The sequence below is a fragment of the Succinivibrio dextrinosolvens DSM 3072 genome (assembly GCF_900167015.1).
Lineage (GTDB): Bacteria > Pseudomonadota > Gammaproteobacteria > Enterobacterales > Succinivibrionaceae > Succinivibrio > Succinivibrio dextrinosolvens.
Window position 1 is genome coordinate 1 of sequence record NZ_FUXX01000019.1, and the last position, 19735, is coordinate 19735.

17 protein-coding genes, 1 tRNA gene and 1 pseudogene are annotated in these 19735 nt (G+C 37.6%); 9 read left to right on the forward strand and 10 right to left on the reverse strand.

Going from position 1 to position 19735, the window contains the following annotated elements:
* A pseudogene (locus tag B5D46_RS06370) lies at positions 1-180 on the reverse strand (hypothetical protein); the annotation flags it as partial.
* A 215-nt stretch (positions 181-395) separates the two neighbouring features.
* Here B5D46_RS06370 and B5D46_RS06375 point away from each other — a divergent pair.
* Both B5D46_RS06375 and B5D46_RS06380 read left to right on the forward strand, forming a co-directional pair.
* Complete coding sequence (locus tag B5D46_RS06375) at positions 396-887, forward strand: DUF4357 domain-containing protein (RefSeq protein WP_031492371.1); 492 nt, start codon at positions 396-398, stop codon at positions 885-887.
* 13 nt (positions 888-900) lie between these two features.
* Complete coding sequence (locus tag B5D46_RS06380; RefSeq protein ID WP_078928757.1) at positions 901-2364, forward strand: RsmB/NOP family class I SAM-dependent RNA methyltransferase; 1464 nt, start codon at positions 901-903, stop codon at positions 2362-2364.
* A gap of 67 nt (positions 2365-2431) precedes the next feature.
* On the opposite strand, the gene B5D46_RS06385 is transcribed toward B5D46_RS06380, so the two are convergent.
* Complete coding sequence (locus B5D46_RS06385) at positions 2432-4417, reverse strand: DEAD/DEAH box helicase (protein WP_078928758.1); 1986 nt, start codon at positions 4415-4417, stop codon at positions 2432-2434.
* Positions 4418-4970: 553 nt separating this feature from the next.
* Here B5D46_RS06385 and leuA point away from each other — a divergent pair.
* The 4 genes from leuA to leuD are packed head-to-tail and all read left to right on the forward strand — an operon-like array spanning position 4971 to position 9706.
* Positions 4971-6536, forward strand: coding sequence for a 2-isopropylmalate synthase (leuA, locus tag B5D46_RS06390; RefSeq protein WP_078928759.1), 1566 nt, complete (start codon positions 4971-4973; stop codon positions 6534-6536).
* Between the two features lie 2 nt (positions 6537-6538).
* A complete protein-coding gene (gene leuB, locus B5D46_RS06395) occupies positions 6539-7636 on the forward strand; it encodes a 3-isopropylmalate dehydrogenase (protein WP_078928760.1) in 1098 nt (365 codons plus the stop codon).
* A 39-nt stretch (positions 7637-7675) separates the two neighbouring features.
* Positions 7676-9079 (forward strand): 3-isopropylmalate dehydratase large subunit, encoded by a 1404-nt coding sequence (gene leuC, locus B5D46_RS06400; protein WP_078928761.1) that lies wholly within the window; start codon positions 7676-7678, stop codon positions 9077-9079.
* Between the two features lie 12 nt (positions 9080-9091).
* Positions 9092-9706, forward strand: a complete 615-nt coding sequence (gene leuD, locus B5D46_RS06405; protein ID WP_078928762.1) for a 3-isopropylmalate dehydratase small subunit — start codon at positions 9092-9094, stop codon at positions 9704-9706.
* Positions 9707-9751: 45 nt separating this feature from the next.
* On the opposite strand, the gene B5D46_RS06410 is transcribed toward leuD, so the two are convergent.
* Together B5D46_RS06410 and B5D46_RS06415 are read right to left on the reverse strand one after the other, a co-directional pair.
* Complete coding sequence (locus B5D46_RS06410; protein WP_078928788.1) at positions 9752-10516, reverse strand: sulfite exporter TauE/SafE family protein; 765 nt, start codon at positions 10514-10516, stop codon at positions 9752-9754.
* A gap of 72 nt (positions 10517-10588) precedes the next feature.
* Entirely contained in the window at positions 10589-11611 is a 1023-nt protein-coding gene (locus B5D46_RS06415; protein ID WP_051639572.1) for an aldose epimerase family protein, read from the reverse strand.
* 232 nt (positions 11612-11843) lie between these two features.
* Here B5D46_RS06415 and nfsB point away from each other — a divergent pair, with 232 nt between their 5' ends.
* Together nfsB and B5D46_RS06425 are read left to right on the forward strand one after the other, a co-directional pair.
* Entirely contained in the window at positions 11844-12488 is a 645-nt protein-coding gene (nfsB, locus tag B5D46_RS06420; protein ID WP_078928763.1) for an oxygen-insensitive NAD(P)H nitroreductase, read from the forward strand.
* An 8-nt stretch (positions 12489-12496) separates the two neighbouring features.
* A complete protein-coding gene (locus B5D46_RS06425; RefSeq protein WP_078928764.1) occupies positions 12497-12751 on the forward strand; it encodes a TIGR03905 family TSCPD domain-containing protein in 255 nt (84 codons plus the stop codon).
* 103 nt (positions 12752-12854) lie between these two features.
* Here B5D46_RS06425 and B5D46_RS06430 read toward each other — a convergent pair.
* Positions 12855-12941, reverse strand: a tRNA-Leu gene (locus B5D46_RS06430).
* Positions 12942-13069: 128 nt separating this feature from the next.
* A complete protein-coding gene (lptG, locus tag B5D46_RS06435; RefSeq protein ID WP_078928765.1) occupies positions 13070-14137 on the reverse strand; it encodes an LPS export ABC transporter permease LptG in 1068 nt (355 codons plus the stop codon).
* A 401-nt stretch (positions 14138-14538) separates the two neighbouring features.
* Between lptG and B5D46_RS06440 the strand changes: the two genes are divergently transcribed.
* Complete coding sequence (locus tag B5D46_RS06440; protein WP_078928766.1) at positions 14539-15417, forward strand: helix-turn-helix domain-containing protein; 879 nt, start codon at positions 14539-14541, stop codon at positions 15415-15417.
* 50 nt (positions 15418-15467) lie between these two features.
* Here the strand turns inward: B5D46_RS06440 and lptF are convergent, their stop codons facing one another.
* The 4 genes from lptF to mltG form a co-directional block, all read right to left on the reverse strand.
* The gene (gene lptF, locus B5D46_RS06445) at positions 15468-16565 is read right to left on the reverse strand and encodes an LPS export ABC transporter permease LptF (protein WP_078928767.1); all 1098 of its coding nucleotides are present in this window, start codon (positions 16563-16565) and stop codon (positions 15468-15470) included.
* Positions 16566-16574: 9 nt separating this feature from the next.
* A complete protein-coding gene (locus B5D46_RS06450) occupies positions 16575-17666 on the reverse strand; it encodes a hypothetical protein (protein WP_078928768.1) in 1092 nt (363 codons plus the stop codon).
* Positions 17659-18285, reverse strand: a complete 627-nt coding sequence (tmk, locus tag B5D46_RS06455) for a dTMP kinase (RefSeq protein WP_031492084.1) — start codon at positions 18283-18285, stop codon at positions 17659-17661. Before tmk ends, B5D46_RS06450 begins: the two co-directional genes overlap by 8 nt.
* Before the next feature lie 98 nt (positions 18286-18383).
* Positions 18384-19733, reverse strand: a complete 1350-nt coding sequence (gene mltG / locus B5D46_RS06460) for an endolytic transglycosylase MltG (RefSeq protein WP_078928769.1) — start codon at positions 19731-19733, stop codon at positions 18384-18386.
* Between the last annotated feature and the right edge of the window lie 2 nt (positions 19734-19735).

Genomic DNA, 19735 nt, shown 5'->3' on the forward strand with positions numbered 1-19735 from the left:
ATGATAACTGGTAGTGCCACCACCTTTGTAATCTTTAAGAATATTGGAGATATCAAGTTTATCAACAATTGTACTTACGAGTCTGACGGGATCTGAAGGGGAGATAAAATCACCAATACAAGGAGGAAGTAAGGCTAAATCATCTTGAATATAGGGTTTGAAAAGATCTTCTTTATCCATAACGATATTACCAATAATATAACTCTTTATATTATTAAGTATAGTATATTAACTTTGTATATCAAGGAAATAGATAAAGTTTTAATATAAAAATATTATCAATAATGTTAATAAAACCACAAAATTTAGGTAAAAATAGAGGGCGACCTTTTTAGTCACCCTCTTTTCTATGTTAAAATTGTCATAAATAAAGAAGTAATAATCAGCATCTATTTATGGCAGAAAAAGAAGTAAGTTTTATAACAGATCTTCATGGCAAAAAAACACACGCTATTTTGCCAATCAACGTATATAACCAGCTGATTGCCTTACGTGAGCTTATAAAAAATACCGCTCCTTTAGGTGCTCACGAGATTTATACATTCAGTATCAGAAACATAAGTGCAAAAGGTTATCCCGAAGGAACTCGAAGCAAGCCTCATTTTGTAGTTTTAAAAGGTTCTCAGGCTGTTCTTCAGCCAGTCGATTCAGTACCACAAAACATCAGCAATATTAGAGAAGATTTGCTTTCTGACGGGACTTTAGAATTAGATCCGATAAATAACTGTTTTGTTTTCGCAAAAGATCTTAAGTTTCAAAGTGCAAGTGCTGCAGCTGCAATAGTAGCAGGCAATGTACGGAACGGACTTGATGTTTGGATAAACAGAGAAGGTTTTACGCTAAAGGAATCAGGTTACGGACTAAAAAAAACAAAGCGTGCTAAATAATTGAGAGGTCATTATGACATTTGAAAAGAAAGATAGCAGAAAACAGTCTGCACATTATAAAAATAAGAATAAACCAGTAGCACACTCAAATAACCAAAAGGATAATCAGACCGAATTTAAAAAAGACAGAAAATTCTCTGGTAAAAAAGATTTTTCAAGAAACAGCGATAACAAAAGAACAGCTTTCAAACCAAGAAATTCAGATAAATTCAAATTCAGAGAAGAAAGCAGACTGGCTGACACTCAGGCTCATACAGAACACGTAAAACGCAAAGGTTTTTCTGAGTTCCAGCTAAGACTTGTAACCTCAATTCTTGAGGATGTTCTTGTAATGCACAACTCTCTGGACAGAGCATATGCATTCTGGTTCAACAAAGTAAAAATTGATCCTGTAGAACAGGGATTCCTGATTAAACAGATAAACTTCATGTTCTCAAGATTATCTCTGTTTGCATTCGTTTCTAACTTAAAGCGTCCTTCTGATTTTGAACGTCATGTTGGCAGATTAACATTCGCATACTGCGCGTACAAAGACTGGCCTCTTCCAGAACTTGAAGGTGAAGAGGGATTTGATCGCAGAGGCCTGAAAAAGCGCATCGCAGAAGCAAAAGACGATCCTCTATACAATGATGGATGTCCTCTATGGCTACAGGAACTTGGATACTCTGAACTGAAATCTAAATGGGACGAGGAACGTAAAGCATTAGGAGGAGAGTCACACAGATTCATCAGAACAAACACCATTAAGGGTACACGTGATGAACTAGCTCATAAACTATCTGATGAAGGTGTTGTTACCAAATCAGTCGGAGGCGTACCATTAGCATTGGAAGTAACCTCCAATTCTGCTTTATTCAGAACAAAAGCCTTTAAGGAAGGTTTATTCGAACAGCAGGATGCAGGTTCTCAGCTTATCGGTCAGTTTGTTGATGCAAAGAGCGGAGAAAGGGTTATCGATGCATGTGCCGGTTCAGGCGGCAAGACACTTCAGTTAGCAGCTTCAATGGAAGGCAAAGGCGTAATTATCGCAATGGATACTGAAGCCTGGAAGCTTGAAGATCTGAAAAAGAGAGCTAAGAGAGCAGGAGCATTTAATATTGAGCCTAGACTTATCGATTCAACAAAGGTTATCAAGAGAATGGTTGAATCTGCAGATAAGGTTCTAATCGATGCACCTTGTTCTGGAACCGGTGTAATCAGAAGAATGCCAGATTCAAAGTGGAGAGATGGAAGAGAGCATCTAAAAGAGCTTAGAGATGTTCAGGCAGACATTCTTGAAAGATACAGCAAGATGGCAAAGGTTGGTGGTTATGTTATTTACTCAACATGCTCAATCATGCCATCTGAAAATGAAAAGCAAATCGAGAAATTCCTTGAGAACAATCAGGGGAAATTTGAACTTGTCGAAGACAAGCATATTATGCCATCATCAGGCTTTGATGGTTTCTACATGGCAAAACTAAAGAGAATCGGCTAATAAAAAAGGCCTTACGGCCTTTTCTTAAGAATTCATAAATCCCACTTACGTGGGATTTTTTATTGCTTTAGAAACCTTCTCTTCTACCAGAGAATGAAGATCTAAAGCCTGACTTAGAGCCTTTATCGCCACGCTTTAAACGGCCTCTATCAGAACCGAAATCCAAGCGTTCTCTTCTATCAGAACGAGAGCCTCTTGAGCCACCTTCAAATTTTCTAAAATCCTTTCCTGAATGACGGCCCTGACGATCAAACTTGTCATCACCAAAACGATCATTCTTTCTGTTTCTATCTCTGTTACCACGAGAACGAGGTGGTTCTGCAGTATATAAACGGAGATCTAAAGGTCTGCCGCAAACTCTTGCCTGAGCAAGAATATGCATTGTATCTTTTGGCATTCCATCAGGAAGATCAACAGTAGTAAAGGTGTCGAAAATTGAGATTTCACCGATAAACTTAGACTCGATGTTACCCTCATTAGCAATTGCACCAACAATCTGACCAGGTTTTACACCATCCTTTCTACCAACAGCAACTCTAAAACGAACCATTGCCATATCAGGATACTCACGTAATGGAGCAGCTTCAGCTGATGGAAGACCTCTTCTCTGACCTCTTTCAGAATAATTATCATCATCAAAGGTTCTCATGCGAGGTTCTGGCTTTGAATCATCTAATAACAGGGTTCCATCTTTCTGAACCATCTTGGCAAGTGCAGCACATAGAGTTTCAACTTCGATAGAATCATCAGACAGAAGTTCAGAGATAACCTCTTCGTACATCTCAAGATTACCCTCTGCAATTGTCTCCATAACCTGATTTTTGAAGTTCTCAAGACGAGCCTTATTAACATCTGCAACAGAAGGCATCTGCATTGGCTCAATCTTCTGACCGGTTACGCGTTCAATTAGACGTAGAGCTCTTCTCTCACGGGGTGAAACGAACAGAATTGCTTCACCAGTTCTGCCGGCACGACCTGTTCTACCGATACGATGAACATATGACTCTGCATCATAAGGAATATCATAGTTGAATACGTGGGTAATTCTATCAACATCAAGACCACGTGCAGCAACGTCTGTTGCAATAATGATATCTAGATGACCTGCCTTCAATCTGTCAATAATCTTCTCACGCTGACGCTGAGGAATATCTCCATGAAGAGCTGCACAGGCAAGACCACGAGCCATAAGCTTGTTAGAAACATCTTCTGCATCAGTCTTGGTTCTTACGAAAACAATAACTGCATCGTAATTCTCAACCTCAAGAATACGAGTCATTGCATCAATCTTATGTGCACCTGATGCAATCCAGTATCTCTGGTGAACTGTAGTAGCAGTAGTTGTCTTTGACTCAATTCTTACGTCAACAGGCTCTGTTAAGTGATTCTTTGCAATCTTCGCAATAACAGGAGGCATTGTTGCTGAAAAAAGAACGGTCTGTCTTGAATCAGGAGTATTGCTCAAAATCCAGTCAACATCGTCAATAAAGCCCATTCTTAACATTTCGTCAGCTTCATCGATAACCATGAATGAAAGGCTAGATAAATCAACCTTACCTCTCTCAATCAGATCGATAAGTCTACCAGGGGTAGCAACAACAACCTGAGCACCGTGTCTTAGTGTTCTGATCTGGTTTTCATATGAAGCTCCACCGTAGATAGGTGCAACTCTAAAATCTTTAATATACTTTGAAAAACTCTGACAAGCTTCTGCTGACTGAATTGCAAGCTCACGGGTTGGCTCTAAAATTAAAGCCTGAATACAGCTTTTCTTGCAGTCGATTCTTGAAAGAATAGGTAATGAGAATGCAGCTGTCTTACCAGTACCAGTCTGTGCCTGTCCAATCATATCCTTACCGGATAAAACAACTGGAATTGATCTTTCCTGAATAGGAGTAGGAGATTCAAATCCTAAATCATGTACAGCACGAAGAACTTCTTTGCTTAAACCTAAATCATCGAAAGTAACGATAGATTCTTCTGACTGTGAAACCAATAAACTCTCGTCGCCGCCAACAGTGGTAGCGATATTTTTTTCAATTAACTCTGACATTTTTGCTCCGATAAAAGAGGAGCGTCCCTTCTTAACGATATGATCTATATGACCTATAGATTAACAAATCTGAAAATACTATACAGATACACGCAAATGAGCCAAAAACCCGCGGCTCAAGAAAAGAAAAATAGACACGCCTCAAAACTAATCGTGCAATTATACTTAAAATGTGAGCTGTGTTGCAATATTTTATTCATTTAATTATACGCAAAAATCTAACATATTGATTAATAGATTTATTATTTATCCATTCGGTTTCAATTGCAAAATCATCATATTTTGTAAAAGAATAAAATATACATTTTCCTTATTGAAGTTTTACAAAAAACATATATTTTGCAAACATAACCATGCACTAAAATATTACATAATAAATCAATATTGCAATTCTTTTTCGTTATATTTCAGTATATTAATATTTTTAATAATTAAATTTTGTGAAAACTTATTGAATTGCAATATTACGGTGTTATGATGTCAAAAATACGATACAGCGTTTAATCTAATTTTTTTCAAAATTATCAAGTTTTGCAAAATAAGGAACGGTAATATGGGAATATCAGACAAAAACCGAGTCATTATTTTTGACACCACACTAAGAGATGGAGAGCAGGCACTTCAGCAATCACTGACAGCGAAACAGAAACTCCAGATAGCACTCTGTCTTGAGCAGCTTGGTGTAGACGTTATTGAAGCAGGATTCCCAATTTCATCCCCAGGTGATCTTCAGTCTGTAAGAGAAATCGGAAGAACTATCAAGAATTCAACAATCTGTGGTCTTTCACGAGCTTTAGATAAGGACATTGATGCCTGTCGAGATGCTCTGCACGAAACAGATCATTATAGAATCCATACCTTTATCGCAACTTCAGATGTCCATGTAAAAGACAAACTGAAAAAAGGATTTGATGATGTCGTTGAAATGGCTGTAAGAGCTGTTAAACGCGCAAGAAACTATACAGATGATGTTGAATTCTCATGTGAAGATGCCGGTAGAACTCCGATAGATCATCTATGCAGAATGGTTGAAAATGCTATCAAGGCAGGAGCAACAACTATTAATATTCCTGATACTGTGGGCTACACCCTTCCATATGAATTTGGTTCAATCATAAAAACACTGTTCAACAGAGTTCCAAACATTGATCAGGCTGTGATATCAGTACACTGCCACAACGATTTGGGCATGGCTACTGCAAATTCTCTTTCTGCCGTAATGGAAGGTGCAAGACAGATTGAATGTACTGTTAACGGTTTAGGTGAAAGAGCTGGTAATACCTCTTTAGAAGAAGTTGTAATGGCAATGAAACTGCGCGAGCAGTATATGCATGGGGTATACACCAATATTGTTACAGAAAATATCGCCAGAGCATCTCAGGTTGTATCTGGAATTACTAATGAACCAGTTCCTAGTCACAAGGCAATCGTGGGTTCAAATGCATTTGCCCACAGTTCAGGAATCCATCAGGACGGTGTACTGAAGAACAAGAGCACCTATGAAATCTTAACTCCTCAGAGCGTAGGCTTTAAAGAAAACAACATGCATATGACTGCAAGATCTGGCAGACATATGATCAAGGCTGTATTAGAAAAACTTGGTTACAGAGAAAACTCATACAATCTTGATGATGTCTATTCAAGATTCTTAAAGCTGGCAGACAGAAAAGGCCAGGTATTTGACTACGATCTTGAAGCTCTACTGTTCCTTTCTCACGAACAGGAAGAGGAATCACAGTTTGAACTGGATAATCTGACAGTGCTATCTGGCGGAAAAAATATTATTCCTACAGCAACTGTAAGATTGAAAATCGGTAAAAGAACCAGAACAGATTCTGGAACAGGTAACGGACCTATTGATGCAGTGTTCAACTGTATTGCAAGACTGACAGGAATCAAACTTCAGCTTGATAATTTTGTAATCTCAGCAAAAGGCTCAGGAATGAATGCTCAGGGTCAGGTTGACGTCGATGTTATTTACGATGGATGTCACTATCATGGAAAGGGACTATCAACCGACGTAATTGAATCCTCAGCATTGGCATTGATTTCAGCATGTAACAGTATTTACAGAGCTCAGCTGGTAAAAGAAGAGAAGAACGAAAAGGAGAACGTATAAAAATGGCTAACAATTATAAGATTGCAGTTTTAGCAGGAGATGGAATTGGCCCGGAGGTCATGGCAGAAGCACTGAAAGTTCTTGATGCAGTTCAGAAGAAGTATGGATTCACTCTTGAGTACAAAAAAGAACTAGTTGGTGGCTGCGCTATTGACGAATGCGGAACTCCTCTTCCTGAACAAACAATGGCAGCATGTAAATGGGCAGACGCAATCTTATTCGGTTCAGTTGGTGGTCCTAAGTGGAATCACCTTCCAAATTCACAGAGACCAGAGGCAGGAGCACTACTTCCTTTAAGAAAGGAATTCTCTTTATTCTGTAATTTCAGACCAGCAAAGATTTATCAGGGCTTAGGTTCTCTTTCTCCATTAAGAGCAGATATTGCAATGCGTGGTTTTGACATGCTCTGCGTAAGAGAGCTAACTGGCGGCATCTATTTTGGTCAGCCTAAAGGCCGCGAAGGAACAGGTCCTCAGGAAAAAGCGTTTGATACTGAGATCTATCACCGTTTCGAGATTGAAAGAATTGCAAAAATTGCATTTGAAGCAGCTCGTTTAAGAAGAAAGAAAGTTACCTCTGTAGATAAGTCAAATGTACTTCAGAGTTCAGTTCTATGGAGAGAGATTGTAAACGAGATTGCAAAGGACTACCCTGATGTTGAGCTTGAGCATATCTATGTTGATAACGCAACAATGCAGCTTGTCAAAGCTCCATCCCAGTTTGACGTAATGCTATGCTCAAATATGTTTGGCGATATTCTATCAGATGAATGCGCAATGATTACCGGTTCAATGGGAATGCTGCCATCAGCATCCTTAGGCGAAGGCGGATTTGGTCTATATGAACCAGCCGGCGGCTCTGCTCCTGATATCGCAGGAAAAAATATTGCCAACCCTGTTGCCCAGATTCTTTCTGCAGCACTGATGCTTCGTTACTCATTAAAGGAATATGATGCTGCACAGTGTATCGAAGATGCTGTAGCAAAGGTTCTTAAGAACGGCTATCTAACATCTGATCTAATGGAAAGTGGAGCATCTCCTTTCCCAGCACAGTCAACATCAGATATGGGTAGCAGAATCGCCGAAGAGATAAACAAATAATATCTGACTACAGTTATTAGAACACATAGGTTTCATAAAATGGGAAAAACACTTTATCAGAAGGTTTACGACAGCCACATAGTCTTTGAACAGGAAGGAGAGCTGCCAACCTTATATATAGACAGACAGCTTGTCCATGAAGTAACTTCACCTCAGGCATTCTCAGGAATAGAAAACTCCGGAAGAAAGCTTCACAGACCAGATCTGCATCTTGCAACCATGGATCATGATATCTCCACAAAAGAGCAGACTATAGAGGCCTGTTCTCCAATGGCTCAGGAACAGATCCGAGCTCTTATGAGAAACACAGAGAAATTCGGAGTTAAATTCTTCGGTTTTGGAGATGATAATCAGGGGGTGGTTCATATTATTGGGCCTCAGACTGGATTTACCCTTCCAGGAACAACCTTAGTTTGCGGTGACTCTCACACAGCAACCCACGGAGCATTTGGTGCACTTGCATTTGGTATAGGAACATCAGAAGTTGAGCATGTTATGGCAACTCAGACTCTAAAGCAGGGGCGCCTGAAAACCATGAAGATCAACTGCACCGGTACACTGAAAAAAGGTGTTTATGCAAAGGATCTGATTCTGGCTATTATTGCAAAGCTTACTACTGCAGGAGGAACCGGTTATGCAGTTGAATTCTGCGGTGAAGCTGTAAGAGCTCTGTCCATGGAAGGTAGAATGACTCTGTCTAATATGGCAATTGAATTCGGAGCTAAAGCAGGAATGATTGCTCCGGATGAAACAACCTTTGAATACCTTAAGGGCAGAATGTTTTCTCCTAAGGGAGAGGAATTTGATAAAGCAGTTGAGTACTGGAAGACCTTAAAGTCAGATGATGATGCTATCTTTGATAAAGAAGTTACTCTGGATGCATCGGCACTAGAACCATTTGTTACCTGGGGAACCAATCCTGGTCAGGGTGCTGCAATTACATCAACTGTACCATCACCTTCAGATTACTCTGATCCTGTTGTAGCTAAATCATGCAGCAGTGCTCTTGAGTATATCGGACTTAAGAGTGGAGATAAGCTGATTGGTACACCTGTTGACTACGTCTTCATCGGTTCATGTACAAATGGAAGACTTGAAGACTTCAGAGAAGCTGCCAAGATTCTGAAAGGCCACAAGATCGCTCCAAACATCCAGCTTGCTATTGCGGTTCCAGGCTCAGGATGGGTAAAGAGACAGGCAGAAGCAGAAGGTCTTGATAAAATCTTTATTGAGGCTGGTTTCGAATGGAGACAGCCTGGCTGCTCAATGTGTCTTGCTATGAATGATGATAAGGCTCCTTCTGGAATTAGAGTTGCTTCAACTTCAAACAGAAACTTTGTAGGCAGACAGGGAAAAGGATCAAGAACACACCTTATGAGTCCGGCAACAGCTGCAGCTTGTGCTATCAAAGGTGCATTAGCTGACGTAAGAGAGTTCATCTAGGAGACAGTAAGAATGCAGAAATTTACGGTTCACACAGGTGTTGCAGTTCCATTAGACTCAGCAAACATCGATACAGATCAGATTATCCCTAAACAGTTTCTTCTTGCTGTGGACAGAAATGGCTTCGGAGCACATCTTTTCCATGACTGGAGATATCTGGATGATGCAGAAAAACAGCCAAATCCAGACTTTAATTTGAATAAGCCTGAATTTAAAGGAGCAAGTATTCTTGTTGCCCGTGACAATTTTGGAAATGGCTCCTCAAGAGAGCATGCTCCTTGGGCATTGATGGGTTATGGTTTCAGAGCTGTAATAGCACCATCTTTTGCAGATATTTTCTACAATAATTCCTTGGGAAACGGACTACTTCCAGTTAAGCTTACAGCTGATGAAGTAGATGAAATCTTTAAGGTTCTGGATAAGAAACCAGGAACAGAGATTACAATTTCACTTGAAGATATGACAGTAACCTGTGATAACTTGAACTTTACATTCGATTTGGATCCGTTCCGCAGACACTGTATGCTTGAAGGTCTGGATGCAATTTCCCTGACTTTACAGCATCAGAAGGAAATCAGTGAATATGAGTCAAAGATGCCGGCATGGATGGCTCACGGAACTGAATAGTTGAAATCTGAATCAGCACCATTTTACGGTGCTGATTTTATTTATTTACGAGATAAAATCCCAGCAAAGCTTAGCTTCAAATAGAACTATCACCAGTAACATTATCAGCTTAGTTCCTTTCATTCCTTTTCTAACAAAGAATGAACAGCCTACATAGTTTCCTGCAATATTAAATAATCCAGCAATAAATCCCATATAGATAATTACTGAACCATGACTCAGAAACACAGATAGTGCAGCTATATTTGTGGTCAGATTAATGGCCTTTGTTAAACCATTTGCGTTCTGAACAGAGTATTTAGCAAAAACACAGAACCCAAGTAACAGGAACGTTCCGGTTCCCGGACCATAAAGACCATCATATATTCCCACAGAAAAGGCAATCAAGGCACAGGTTGAAAGAACATATAACCTGCTGTACTTTGTCTGATCAGGTTCACCGACTTTTCTGTATTTGAGAAGATAAATTGCGGTTAAAGGAAGAACAATCATAATTGTTATTTTCAGCTGAGTATCAGGGATCCATAGAGCTAACTTTGCCCCCAGATATGAACCTGAAACCGCGAAAATAACAGCAACAGCTGCGTCTTTATAACGAATATAACCTAGTTTTGCATATCTTAACGTTGCAAGGAAGGTTCCCATTGTACTTGACAGCTTATTCGTACCCAAAGCTGTATGAGGAGGGAGTCCAGATAAAAGATACGCAGGAAGAGAAATAAATCCGCCACCACCGCCCACAGCATCAATAAAACCTGCAAGAAAAACAAGTGGACAGACGATTATGAAGAAATATATGTCCAAAACCATTTTTTTTACCTCTGATTTGGACACACATTTTACAGGATCCTTTGGTTGAAATGGATCCTGTATTGATATTTATTAGTTAAATTTATAAACAATTGTTTTAACCAGAGGCTTTTCTGGTGTAACAATTGGGTTTAAGTCAGCAAACTGTGGTAAATGAGGGCAATCTGGATAGAATTCAGGCTCAATACATACAGCACACTGATCCTTATAGATTTCACCATTATCTCTTGCAGGAATAGCACTATCTCCCTGATTTACATAGTTTCCAGTGTACATCTGGAATGCAGGATAATCAGTATACATCTCCATTGAAAGCTTTCTGTCATCTGAAGTCAGCTTAATGAAAGGCTTTGTGATATCTCCCTTGATTAGGAATGGGTGATCATATCCTAAAGCAGCAGTCATCTGATCATCCTTTCTAAAATCGCGAGCTAATGTTTTCTCTGAAGTAAAATCAAAAGCACCACCAGCAACCTTTCTCACCTCTCCTGTAGGAATAGAGGTATCATCTAAAGGAAGGAATTCTGTTGAATCCATCTTTACAGTATGGTTCATAACAGAACTGTTAAAACCGTTCAGATTAAAGTATGAATGATTGGTGATACATGCATAACACTTAGCATCACACTTACCAACGTACTCTATCTTTAACTCATTTTCCTCTGATACAGTGTAAACGACAGTTAAATCAAAGTTTCCTGGGAAGCCCATATCTCCATCAGGAGAATGTAAAGTGTAGGTTAAAGAATTAGCTGATTTTGACTGTAAGGTGAAACGTCTCTTGTCAAAACCGTCAACACCGCCATGAAGACAGTGTTTAGCGCCAGAATTTAACTTGTATTTCTTTCCATCAATTTCAAATTCTGAATTTGCAATTCTATTTGCAAATCTGCCAATAGTTGCATTGAAAAAGCAGCTCTGCTTTGACCAGTCTGCAGGATCCTTTAAGCCTAAAACAACTTCACGGGAAGTTTCATTCTTAACAGGTACCTTGCAGGAAATAACTGTTGCGCCCCAGTCCATAATAGTTACAGACATGCCCTTAGTATTTGATATTGTTTCCAGTTTTGGATTAACTGAATACTGCTCGCTCATTTTGTATTCCTTATATTATTTTTCTCGTACACTATATTTTTTTACTTATTACATACAAAGCAGAGTCATTATAAACAGAATCAGATCAATTTATGAAAACGTTTACAGTAAATAGTGATATTCCTCAAAAAAACTAATAATTTGTGTCATTGCATTCTAAAAATTCTGAATAAATTTGTAATAAAATATCAAAAATTATTGCTATTATTTTCACCAAATATTGGAGATTAAAATGGATTTTCTTGATATATCAAAGCAACGCTACACAACAAAACACTATAATCCAACAAGAAAAATTTCAGATAGAGATATAAATGAATTACTGGAAGTAGTTAGACTAGCCCCTTCAGCCGTAAATATTCAGCCTTGGCACTTCTATGTAGGCTCTTCACAAAGCGCAAAGGAAAAAATTCTAAAGGCAATTCCTGATTTCAATATTCCTAGAATTCAGGATTGCTCTCACTTTGTTGTTCTTTGTTCAAAAACAAAAATGACTGACCAGGAGCTAAGTGCAATTACACAAAAAGAAGATGCAGATGGAAGATATCCTAAAGCAGAAATCAGAGATGCTGTTGATTCACACAGAAAAATCTTTGCTCGTATGCACGAGGATCTAGGAGATTTCACTCAGTGGACAGCAAAGCAGACTTACATTGCAATGACTGCCCTACTATATGCTGCAGCATCAAAAGGAATTGATAGCACTCCTATTGAAGGAATGGACTTCGATAAAACAGATGAAATTCTAAATCTAAAGAATAAGAATTTAAAATCTGTTATGATCGTTGCCCTTGGTTATCGTGCAGAAAATGATTCTAATGCCGATAGACCTAAATCTCGATTAAATTATGAAGAAGTCATTACATCAATTGACTAGGAAACTAAATGTTTGAATATATAACTCACGGCACCTGCTGTAAGAAAATCTTCGTTCAGCTAAAGGAAAATACCATTGAAGATGTGAATTTCCTTGGAGGTTGCGACGGTAATCTTAAAGCAATCCGCAAACTTGTTCTTGGAAAGGATGCGAAAGAAATCATTGAATTATTAAGAGGCAATGAATGCAGAAACAAGGGGACCTCATGTGCAGATCAGCTGACATATGCCCTTGAAGAAGCTCTTAGAGCGAACAAAATCTAATTCAAAAGAAAAAAAGCTGAATTATGGACGATGTGGACAAAAGCACCTATCGTCCTACATCCCGCAAAGAAAACATTTAACTTATTGATTTTAAATAAGATTCTGGTGCCGAAGATGGGACTCGAACCCATACGCTTTTAAGGGCGGCGGATTTTGAATCCGCTGCGTCTACCAATTCCGCCACTTCGGCTTGAAAGAAATGAGAATTGTGTTTGGTAGTAAAACAACTCGTTAATATTACATGAAAAGATCAGCCTTTTCAATATGATTTTACTAAGAAAAAAAGCAGAAAAGGCTGCCAGTATATTTAATTTGTAGTTACGACTTTCTTTTTAGCAGATAAATAGCTAATCCAAGAAAAACAACTGTAGCAAAAGTTGCTCCTAAAATTGGAGGAACACCATATACAATTGAAAAAGGAGCAACAATCTGATTTAAAACATAATATCCAAAACCCAATGCAATACCAGACAGTATTCTGGTACCCATATTCATGGATCTCAGAGGGCCAAAGATTGTAGATAAAGCCAGTAAAAGCATTACAAGCATAATAATAGGAGAAAGAAGCTTGTTATAGAAAGAAAGTCTGTATCTTGAGGAATCAACGCCGTTCTGTTCTATATAGTTTATATAGTCATGAAGCTGAACCACAGAAAGCTTATCAGAGATTTCATTAAGAATTTCAATACGCTCCAGATTAACACTTAAAGGCCATACCTGAGTCTTATATTTATTATAAGTAACGCCATCTTCGTTGATAACCTGCTCAACAACATCATTCATAACCCACTGGTTATCAATATAGTTACCTGTAGCGGCACGAGAAAAAGACTTAAGCTTTGTTCCTTCATATTCATACTTGGCAACACCTGCAATTGTCTTTCTGTTAATCATGGCACAGATACCGATAAACATATTTCCTTCTTTTATCCAGGCGCCACTTGAAGTTACGGAAACACCTGTTGAAGCAGAGGCACGTCGATAGTATTCATCCTCCGCATGTTTATCCAGTTTTGGAACAGCCATCTCTGAGACAGCTATTACAACCATAATTACGGGAATCAGACTTTTAACACATGAAATACCAATATTAAGTTTTGAAAGACCTATCGACTGGAGAATGATAATTTCAGAATTTCGAGCCATCATTCCAAGACCGATAACACCGCCGATCAGAATTGATACAGGGAAAAACTGAACAAAAACAATAGGAAGTCTGTAACAGACATAAATTAGAACAAAACCAAAATCAATGTCACCTCGACCTATATATCTAAGGGCATCAATCAGATTAATCAGACCTGCAAAAAGAGTAAGACAGACTGAAACCAAGATTACAGATAAAACAATATTTTTTCCGACGTATCTATCTAATATTCCGTACATAAATCATTTCCAGTAAAAATCTGCTGTAATTTTATCATATTAGGCTGATCATGTAGTTGAACAAATTTGATTAAATATAATTTTACAATATTCACTTTTATATAAATGAGTGTAATTTTTTTATAAAATAACCATACAAAAAATGTTATTTTGTACAATAAAAATATAAAAAAAGTAAGACAAAATCAGAGAGGCTTTCAGATTTGATATTTATATCATAGAAATATATAGCCTAAAAAATGCCATTTAATAATGGATTACCAATATAATATACAAAAAATGCGACAAAATTCATAATAATGAATATAAAAAAACACCTTTTGTAAAAAATTCTAAAAAACTAACTTTCATTGTTTTATAATTTCTCACATTATTAGACAAATATTATTAAGAATATAAAAATGACACTAAAATTACCTATTGCAGTAAAAGAACGCACAATTGATACACCATTTACATATTTCAAATATGACAGTGATGAAGATGATTTTGTTGTTCCATTTCACTACCATGAAGGTCAACAGTTATTCCGTGTTATAGAAGGAAGTGTAAGTATTTCCATAAACTCAAATCCTTTTGTGCTAAAAAAAGGTGATTGCTCAATTGTTCCAGAAAACTGTGTTCATGCTCTTTATCCTCTTGAAAAAGGAACAAAATTCGAATCCGTAGCTTTTAGTCTTCGCGAACTGTTTGATTTAAGTCAGAGTCATTATTCCCTTATAAAAAAGATTATGACTCATCAGATCGAAATCAGCCTTTACTACAACAACAAAGACAACAAATCTATAACCGAAGTTGCAGAACAGCTGACCAGAGTCGTTAACTCAAATGATATGTGCGCAAGCATAATGGCAACAGCAAAAGTACTCGAGTTATTCGGTGAAGCAACAAAATTAGATAACTGTAAAATCTACGACCGAGATCAGGTTAACAGATACTACAAGTACTATATTAAATCTACAGTCATCTATAAATATATCTGCGATAACTACCGCAGAGAAGTCACTTTAGAGGAACTGGCAAATGCAGTTGAGCTTTCAGAAAAGTATTTCTGCAAGTTCTTCAAAGAACTTACAGATCTGAGACCAATGGAATTTGTAAATATGTTCAGAATTGAAGCTGCAGCCATTGAACTGGCAATATCAACAGACAGTATCAACGAAGTTGCTTCAAGATGTGGTTTTAAGGATCCTTGTTACTTTACCAAGCTATTCCGCAGATTCAAGGGGGCTTCACCAAGAGACTTCAGAGAAAGCATCCCTAATCATTTCACAAAATAAGATAATAAATAACGTTAACTTTTTGAACGGCAACTATGTTGCCGTTCTTTTTATTTTTTCTTAAATGATTTCAGAAAATTCTTATCTACATTCAAAGGGATCAACACAAAAATAAGGAAAATCACGGGAACTATATACATTCCAGGGAATAATGGTATTTTTCCAGAATTGAGAAGATTTCTGATTGATAGAATAGCCAAGTAATAACAAACAAACAGAATAATAGCAGGTCCTAGACGAGCAAACTTACCCTGTCTTGGGTTAATCATGGATAGCGGAACTGCCATAATGGCAAAAATGAAGCAGGCAAAAACCGGAGCAACTCTCCACTGAAGCTCTATTTGTGCTGCTAGATTATTGGATTTATACAAATCTGCAGATGAGATACTCTGTAAGGAATTATCCTTAGAATCCTCTTCATCAGAATAAGGAACAGGGATTGACAATGTATTAAAATCAACCTTCTCAAGTTCAGGAGAAACACCATCGGACTTGTACAGAGAGCCATTCTCAAGAACCACCCACTGAGTTCCGGTTTTATCTTTTGACATATGACCTGATAAAGCAGTCAGGAACTCATACTCTGTAGAGTTAATGGCTCTAGCCTTTACAGTTTTGATTACAAAAACCTGACCTAGTTGTTTGTTACCTTTCTCATCATTAACTTCTTGAATATACAGTGAATAATCACCAAAATCAGTGAATTTTCCACTCTCAATAGGTAAATATTTAGGATTGTTTTGAGAAGAATCTGTAAGAGCATTCTTCGCCTGATTTGCTGTAGGCATAAAATACAAACAGTTCAAACAGGTAGCAATTGCAGTAATCAAAGCCAGAATCAGACAGATTTTCATGAATGAAACACCTGACAATCCGGATGAACGCATAACAACCATCTCAGAATCGGATGACATTCTAGAAAGAGAAACAATAATACCTACATAAAGACTCATTGGAAGAAGAATAAAGCCAATAGAAGGTAGAGAGTACACGATTAACTCTGACACAACATCAATAGGAATATTTCCAACAGAAGCCTTACCAAGGATCTTAATGATTGTCTGGCATAAAAAGACAGAAAGCAGTACAACCAATGTAACAATCTGGACTTTAAAGATATCTTTAAATATGTATTTATTTAAAATCAAAGTATATTCCTATATCTTTCTTAACGAATTTATCCATGCACTAATCAATGAAACTGGAGCTCTACTATTCAACATAGGAGAATCTGCCTTTATATACTTCATTTCATTATACGCATCAAGTAAATGAGATGCTGGAATTTTTACAAGTTTATCTAAGGAAATCCCCTTTAATAAAGGAAGACTGTCCTTATCAATTCTAGCCTTGCATTTTAACAGCTCTAAAATAAACTCCTGCAGAATAAGATGTCTGTGTTCATTTGACAGCTCCATAAGAAGAGATACTGTTTTTGTAGATGCCGATGAGGAAACATCCTCGGTTAAAGCCTGTATAAGTTCAACGGCTCTAATATCTAGCTCTTCCCTGTAATATTTAATTGCACCACGAGGCGAATTAAAGGACAAGGCCAAAGCAATCTTTGCCCTATCCACTGAAAAATCATTTCCCAAACGAGATTTAAGATAATCTAAACCAGTTTCCACTGAAACTCTTGGGATCTGAATCTTAAATGCACGAGAAAGAATTGTTGCTGGAAGAAGTTCCAGACTCTTTGTAAGAAGAATAATAAGAGTATTTGCAGTTGGCTCTTCAAAAGTCTTTAATAAAGCATTTGCCGCACCTTCTCCCATAAGATGAGCATTTGAAATTACAGCAACCTTGCCTTTTCCCAGGACAGAGCCCTGTGCAATCCACTCGTTTAAACTTCTGATACCATCGATTCTTACAGATTTAGTTCCTTTAGAAGTATTCTCTGACTCAATAAACTCATCGTTAAGAGGAGTCCCCATATCATTGAGTAATTTGGAAAAACTGTGGGTGAGATCCTCCTGACGATCAGATTCATCCTGAGTTGATGATAATAGGGAAATAAAATCCGGATGAGAGCCTGACTCAAGATCATCAAATAAATGACAAGACTTGCATGTACCGCAAGATTCCTTCGGCTTTCTATCTGCGCATAAGTAAAGCTTAGCAAATTCTAAAGCAAGAAATGCTCCTCCAAGATCAGGAGCCCCCGCAAGAATCACAGATGAAGGAACTCTTCCACTTTCAATGGAATTTCTAAAAGTCTCAAGAGGTGGAATCAACCAGGGATCAAACATCTAATTTTTCCAGGCATGCAATAACATTAGCGCTAACTTTATCTAAGGGTAATGAACCATCAATAAGAACAATATGTTCAGGATCTTCCTTTGCACACTCAATATAGGTGTTTCTAACTCGAATGAAGAAATCAATTTTTGACTGTTCAAATCGATCAAGTTTCCCTCTCTGTCTTGCCCTTTTCATTCCTTCTTCAGGATCAATATCAAGCAAAAAGGTTAAATCAGGACGAAAATTCCCTAACACGATTTGTCTTACAGCATTTATATGATTCATATCCATGCCTCGACCGCCACCCTGATAGGCAACAGTAGAAAGATCATGTCTATCACAGATAATATCAAATCCTTCCTGAAGCTTTGGCTTAATAAAACTGTTTACAAGCTGAGCTCTTGCAGCGTACATAAGGAGTAACTCTGTTGTATCACACATTGAATCGTCTTCTCTAGGATTCTTTAACAATGCGCGAATATCCTCAGCAATAGGAGTCCCTCCAGGTTCTCTAACACAGATTACCTTTCTTCCTTTTCCTTTAAGGTAATTGCTTATAACCTCAATCTGAGTTGATTTACCTGCGCCTTCAGAGCCTTCAAGAGTAATAAATAAGCCTTTTGACATTTTCACTATTAAATAATTATAAAAAACAAAACTGACGGTAATTATACCATCAGCTCTTACTCGAAATGGTAATGAAATTAAAGATGTTGAATTTTACTTCACTTGTTATTTGACGATTTTGTGGAAGGTGTCTTTTTGCTTTCTTTAGGACTATCTGCTTTAGCAGCTTTACTCTCTGATTCAGGAATTTCAGCTTTTGATGACTCAACAGAAGAAGAGTTATCATCTTTTAACTCAGGGGTAGTCTTATTATTGCTGGTTATCTTTTCAGATTCTGAATCAGATTCAGCTGCTGATTCAGAAACAGTATCATCACCATTAGAGTCAGCCACGGAGCTCTCTGAATTATCGCTACCCTTTTCGTCAAACAGCTTATAGTTTTTAACTTTTTTTCTGTATTCAAATACAGCTTTATTATGGTCATTTAAATTATTGGTAAAAACATGACCTTCTGTTGGAGAAATTCCCTTTGCAACAAAATATAATGCCTTAGTATTTTCAGGATGTAAGGCTGCACGAATCGATTTTGCCTGAGGCATACATATTGGAGTTGGAGGAAGACCGTCTCTTGTATACGTATTATATGGGCTATCTGCTTTAAGCTGAGACTTCTTCAGAGTTCCAGAAAAATCACGACTTACTCCATACATAACCGCAGGATCAGTCTGGAGACGCATCCCCTTTGAAAGTCTATTTTCAAAAACTGCAGCGATAAGAGTTCGTTCCTCATCTAAAAAGGTTTCCTTCTCAATAAGAGAGGCAAGAATCAGTGCTTCATATGGAGTTTTGATGTTATTACTTTCATCTCTGTTTTCCCACTCAGACTTTAAAAGCTTCAGCTGAGAAATAATCCCCTGCCTGAAAATTGAGTAAAAAGGATCCTTCTCGTACAGAGGATAGGTCGCAGGTGAAATAAGCCCCTCAAGAGAAGCAATGTCTTCGCCGATAAACTCAAGCAGGTTAGGATTGTCTTTCAAAATCTCCCTGATAAAAGACGCTTCCATGGAAACAGATGAAAAGAACTTGTCATCAGTAAGCTTATTCTTAAATCTTTCAGCCTTTTTAATAATTTTTGAAAGATTAGTTCCCTCAACAATAGTAAAAGTAGGATATGTTTTAACAATAACATTTCCTTCAGACATGTCCTTTAGAACAGAAATAAAGCTTTTATTTGGTCCGACCAGATACTCGCCCTTCTGAATTGATGAAACAGGATTTGAAAAGCGAAGATAAACTCTTGCCACAAGACGATCCCATGGATTATCCAGAAGATCATTGATAACAGTCTTGGTGGTAGCTCCTTTTTTTAGTTCATATACCTGAGTTTTACCTGTAATTTCACTATTTCTCAGCTTCTCTATAGACTCATAGGCAAAATAGGAAGCTGTTAGCACTGAAACCAGAATAATAATAAAAAATGCAAGATAAAATTTTTTTGATTTAGTCATGC

Excerpts from the sequence above, each read along its gene's own strand:
- B5D46_RS06375 (WP_031492371.1), top strand. The coding sequence starts at position 396 with ATGGCAGAAAAAGAAGTAAGTTTTATAACAGATCTTCATGGCAAAAAA.
- B5D46_RS06450 (WP_078928768.1), bottom strand. The coding sequence starts at position 17,666 with ATGTTTGATCCCTGGTTGATTCCACCTCTTGAGACTTTTAGAAATTCC.
- B5D46_RS06440 (WP_078928766.1), top strand. The coding sequence starts at position 14,539 with ATGACACTAAAATTACCTATTGCAGTAAAAGAACGCACAATTGATACA.
- mltG (WP_078928769.1), bottom strand. The coding sequence starts at position 19,733 with ATGACTAAATCAAAAAAATTTTATCTTGCATTTTTTATTATTATTCTG.
- leuB (WP_078928760.1), top strand. The coding sequence starts at position 6,539 with ATGGCTAACAATTATAAGATTGCAGTTTTAGCAGGAGATGGAATTGGC.
- lptG (WP_078928765.1), bottom strand. The coding sequence starts at position 14,137 with ATGTACGGAATATTAGATAGATACGTCGGAAAAAATATTGTTTTATCT.
- tmk (WP_031492084.1), bottom strand. The coding sequence starts at position 18,285 with ATGTCAAAAGGCTTATTTATTACTCTTGAAGGCTCTGAAGGCGCAGGT.
- B5D46_RS06385 (WP_078928758.1), bottom strand. The coding sequence starts at position 4,417 with ATGTCAGAGTTAATTGAAAAAAATATCGCTACCACTGTTGGCGGCGAC.
- nfsB (WP_078928763.1), top strand. The coding sequence starts at position 11,844 with ATGGATTTTCTTGATATATCAAAGCAACGCTACACAACAAAACACTAT.
- leuD (WP_078928762.1), top strand. The coding sequence starts at position 9,092 with ATGCAGAAATTTACGGTTCACACAGGTGTTGCAGTTCCATTAGACTCA.
- B5D46_RS06415 (WP_051639572.1), bottom strand. The coding sequence starts at position 11,611 with ATGAGCGAGCAGTATTCAGTTAATCCAAAACTGGAAACAATATCAAAT.
- B5D46_RS06425 (WP_078928764.1), top strand. The coding sequence starts at position 12,497 with ATGTTTGAATATATAACTCACGGCACCTGCTGTAAGAAAATCTTCGTT.
- B5D46_RS06410 (WP_078928788.1), bottom strand. The coding sequence starts at position 10,516 with ATGGTTTTGGACATATATTTCTTCATAATCGTCTGTCCACTTGTTTTT.
- leuA (WP_078928759.1), top strand. The coding sequence starts at position 4,971 with ATGGGAATATCAGACAAAAACCGAGTCATTATTTTTGACACCACACTA.
- B5D46_RS06380 (WP_078928757.1), top strand. The coding sequence starts at position 901 with ATGACATTTGAAAAGAAAGATAGCAGAAAACAGTCTGCACATTATAAA.
- leuC (WP_078928761.1), top strand. The coding sequence starts at position 7,676 with ATGGGAAAAACACTTTATCAGAAGGTTTACGACAGCCACATAGTCTTT.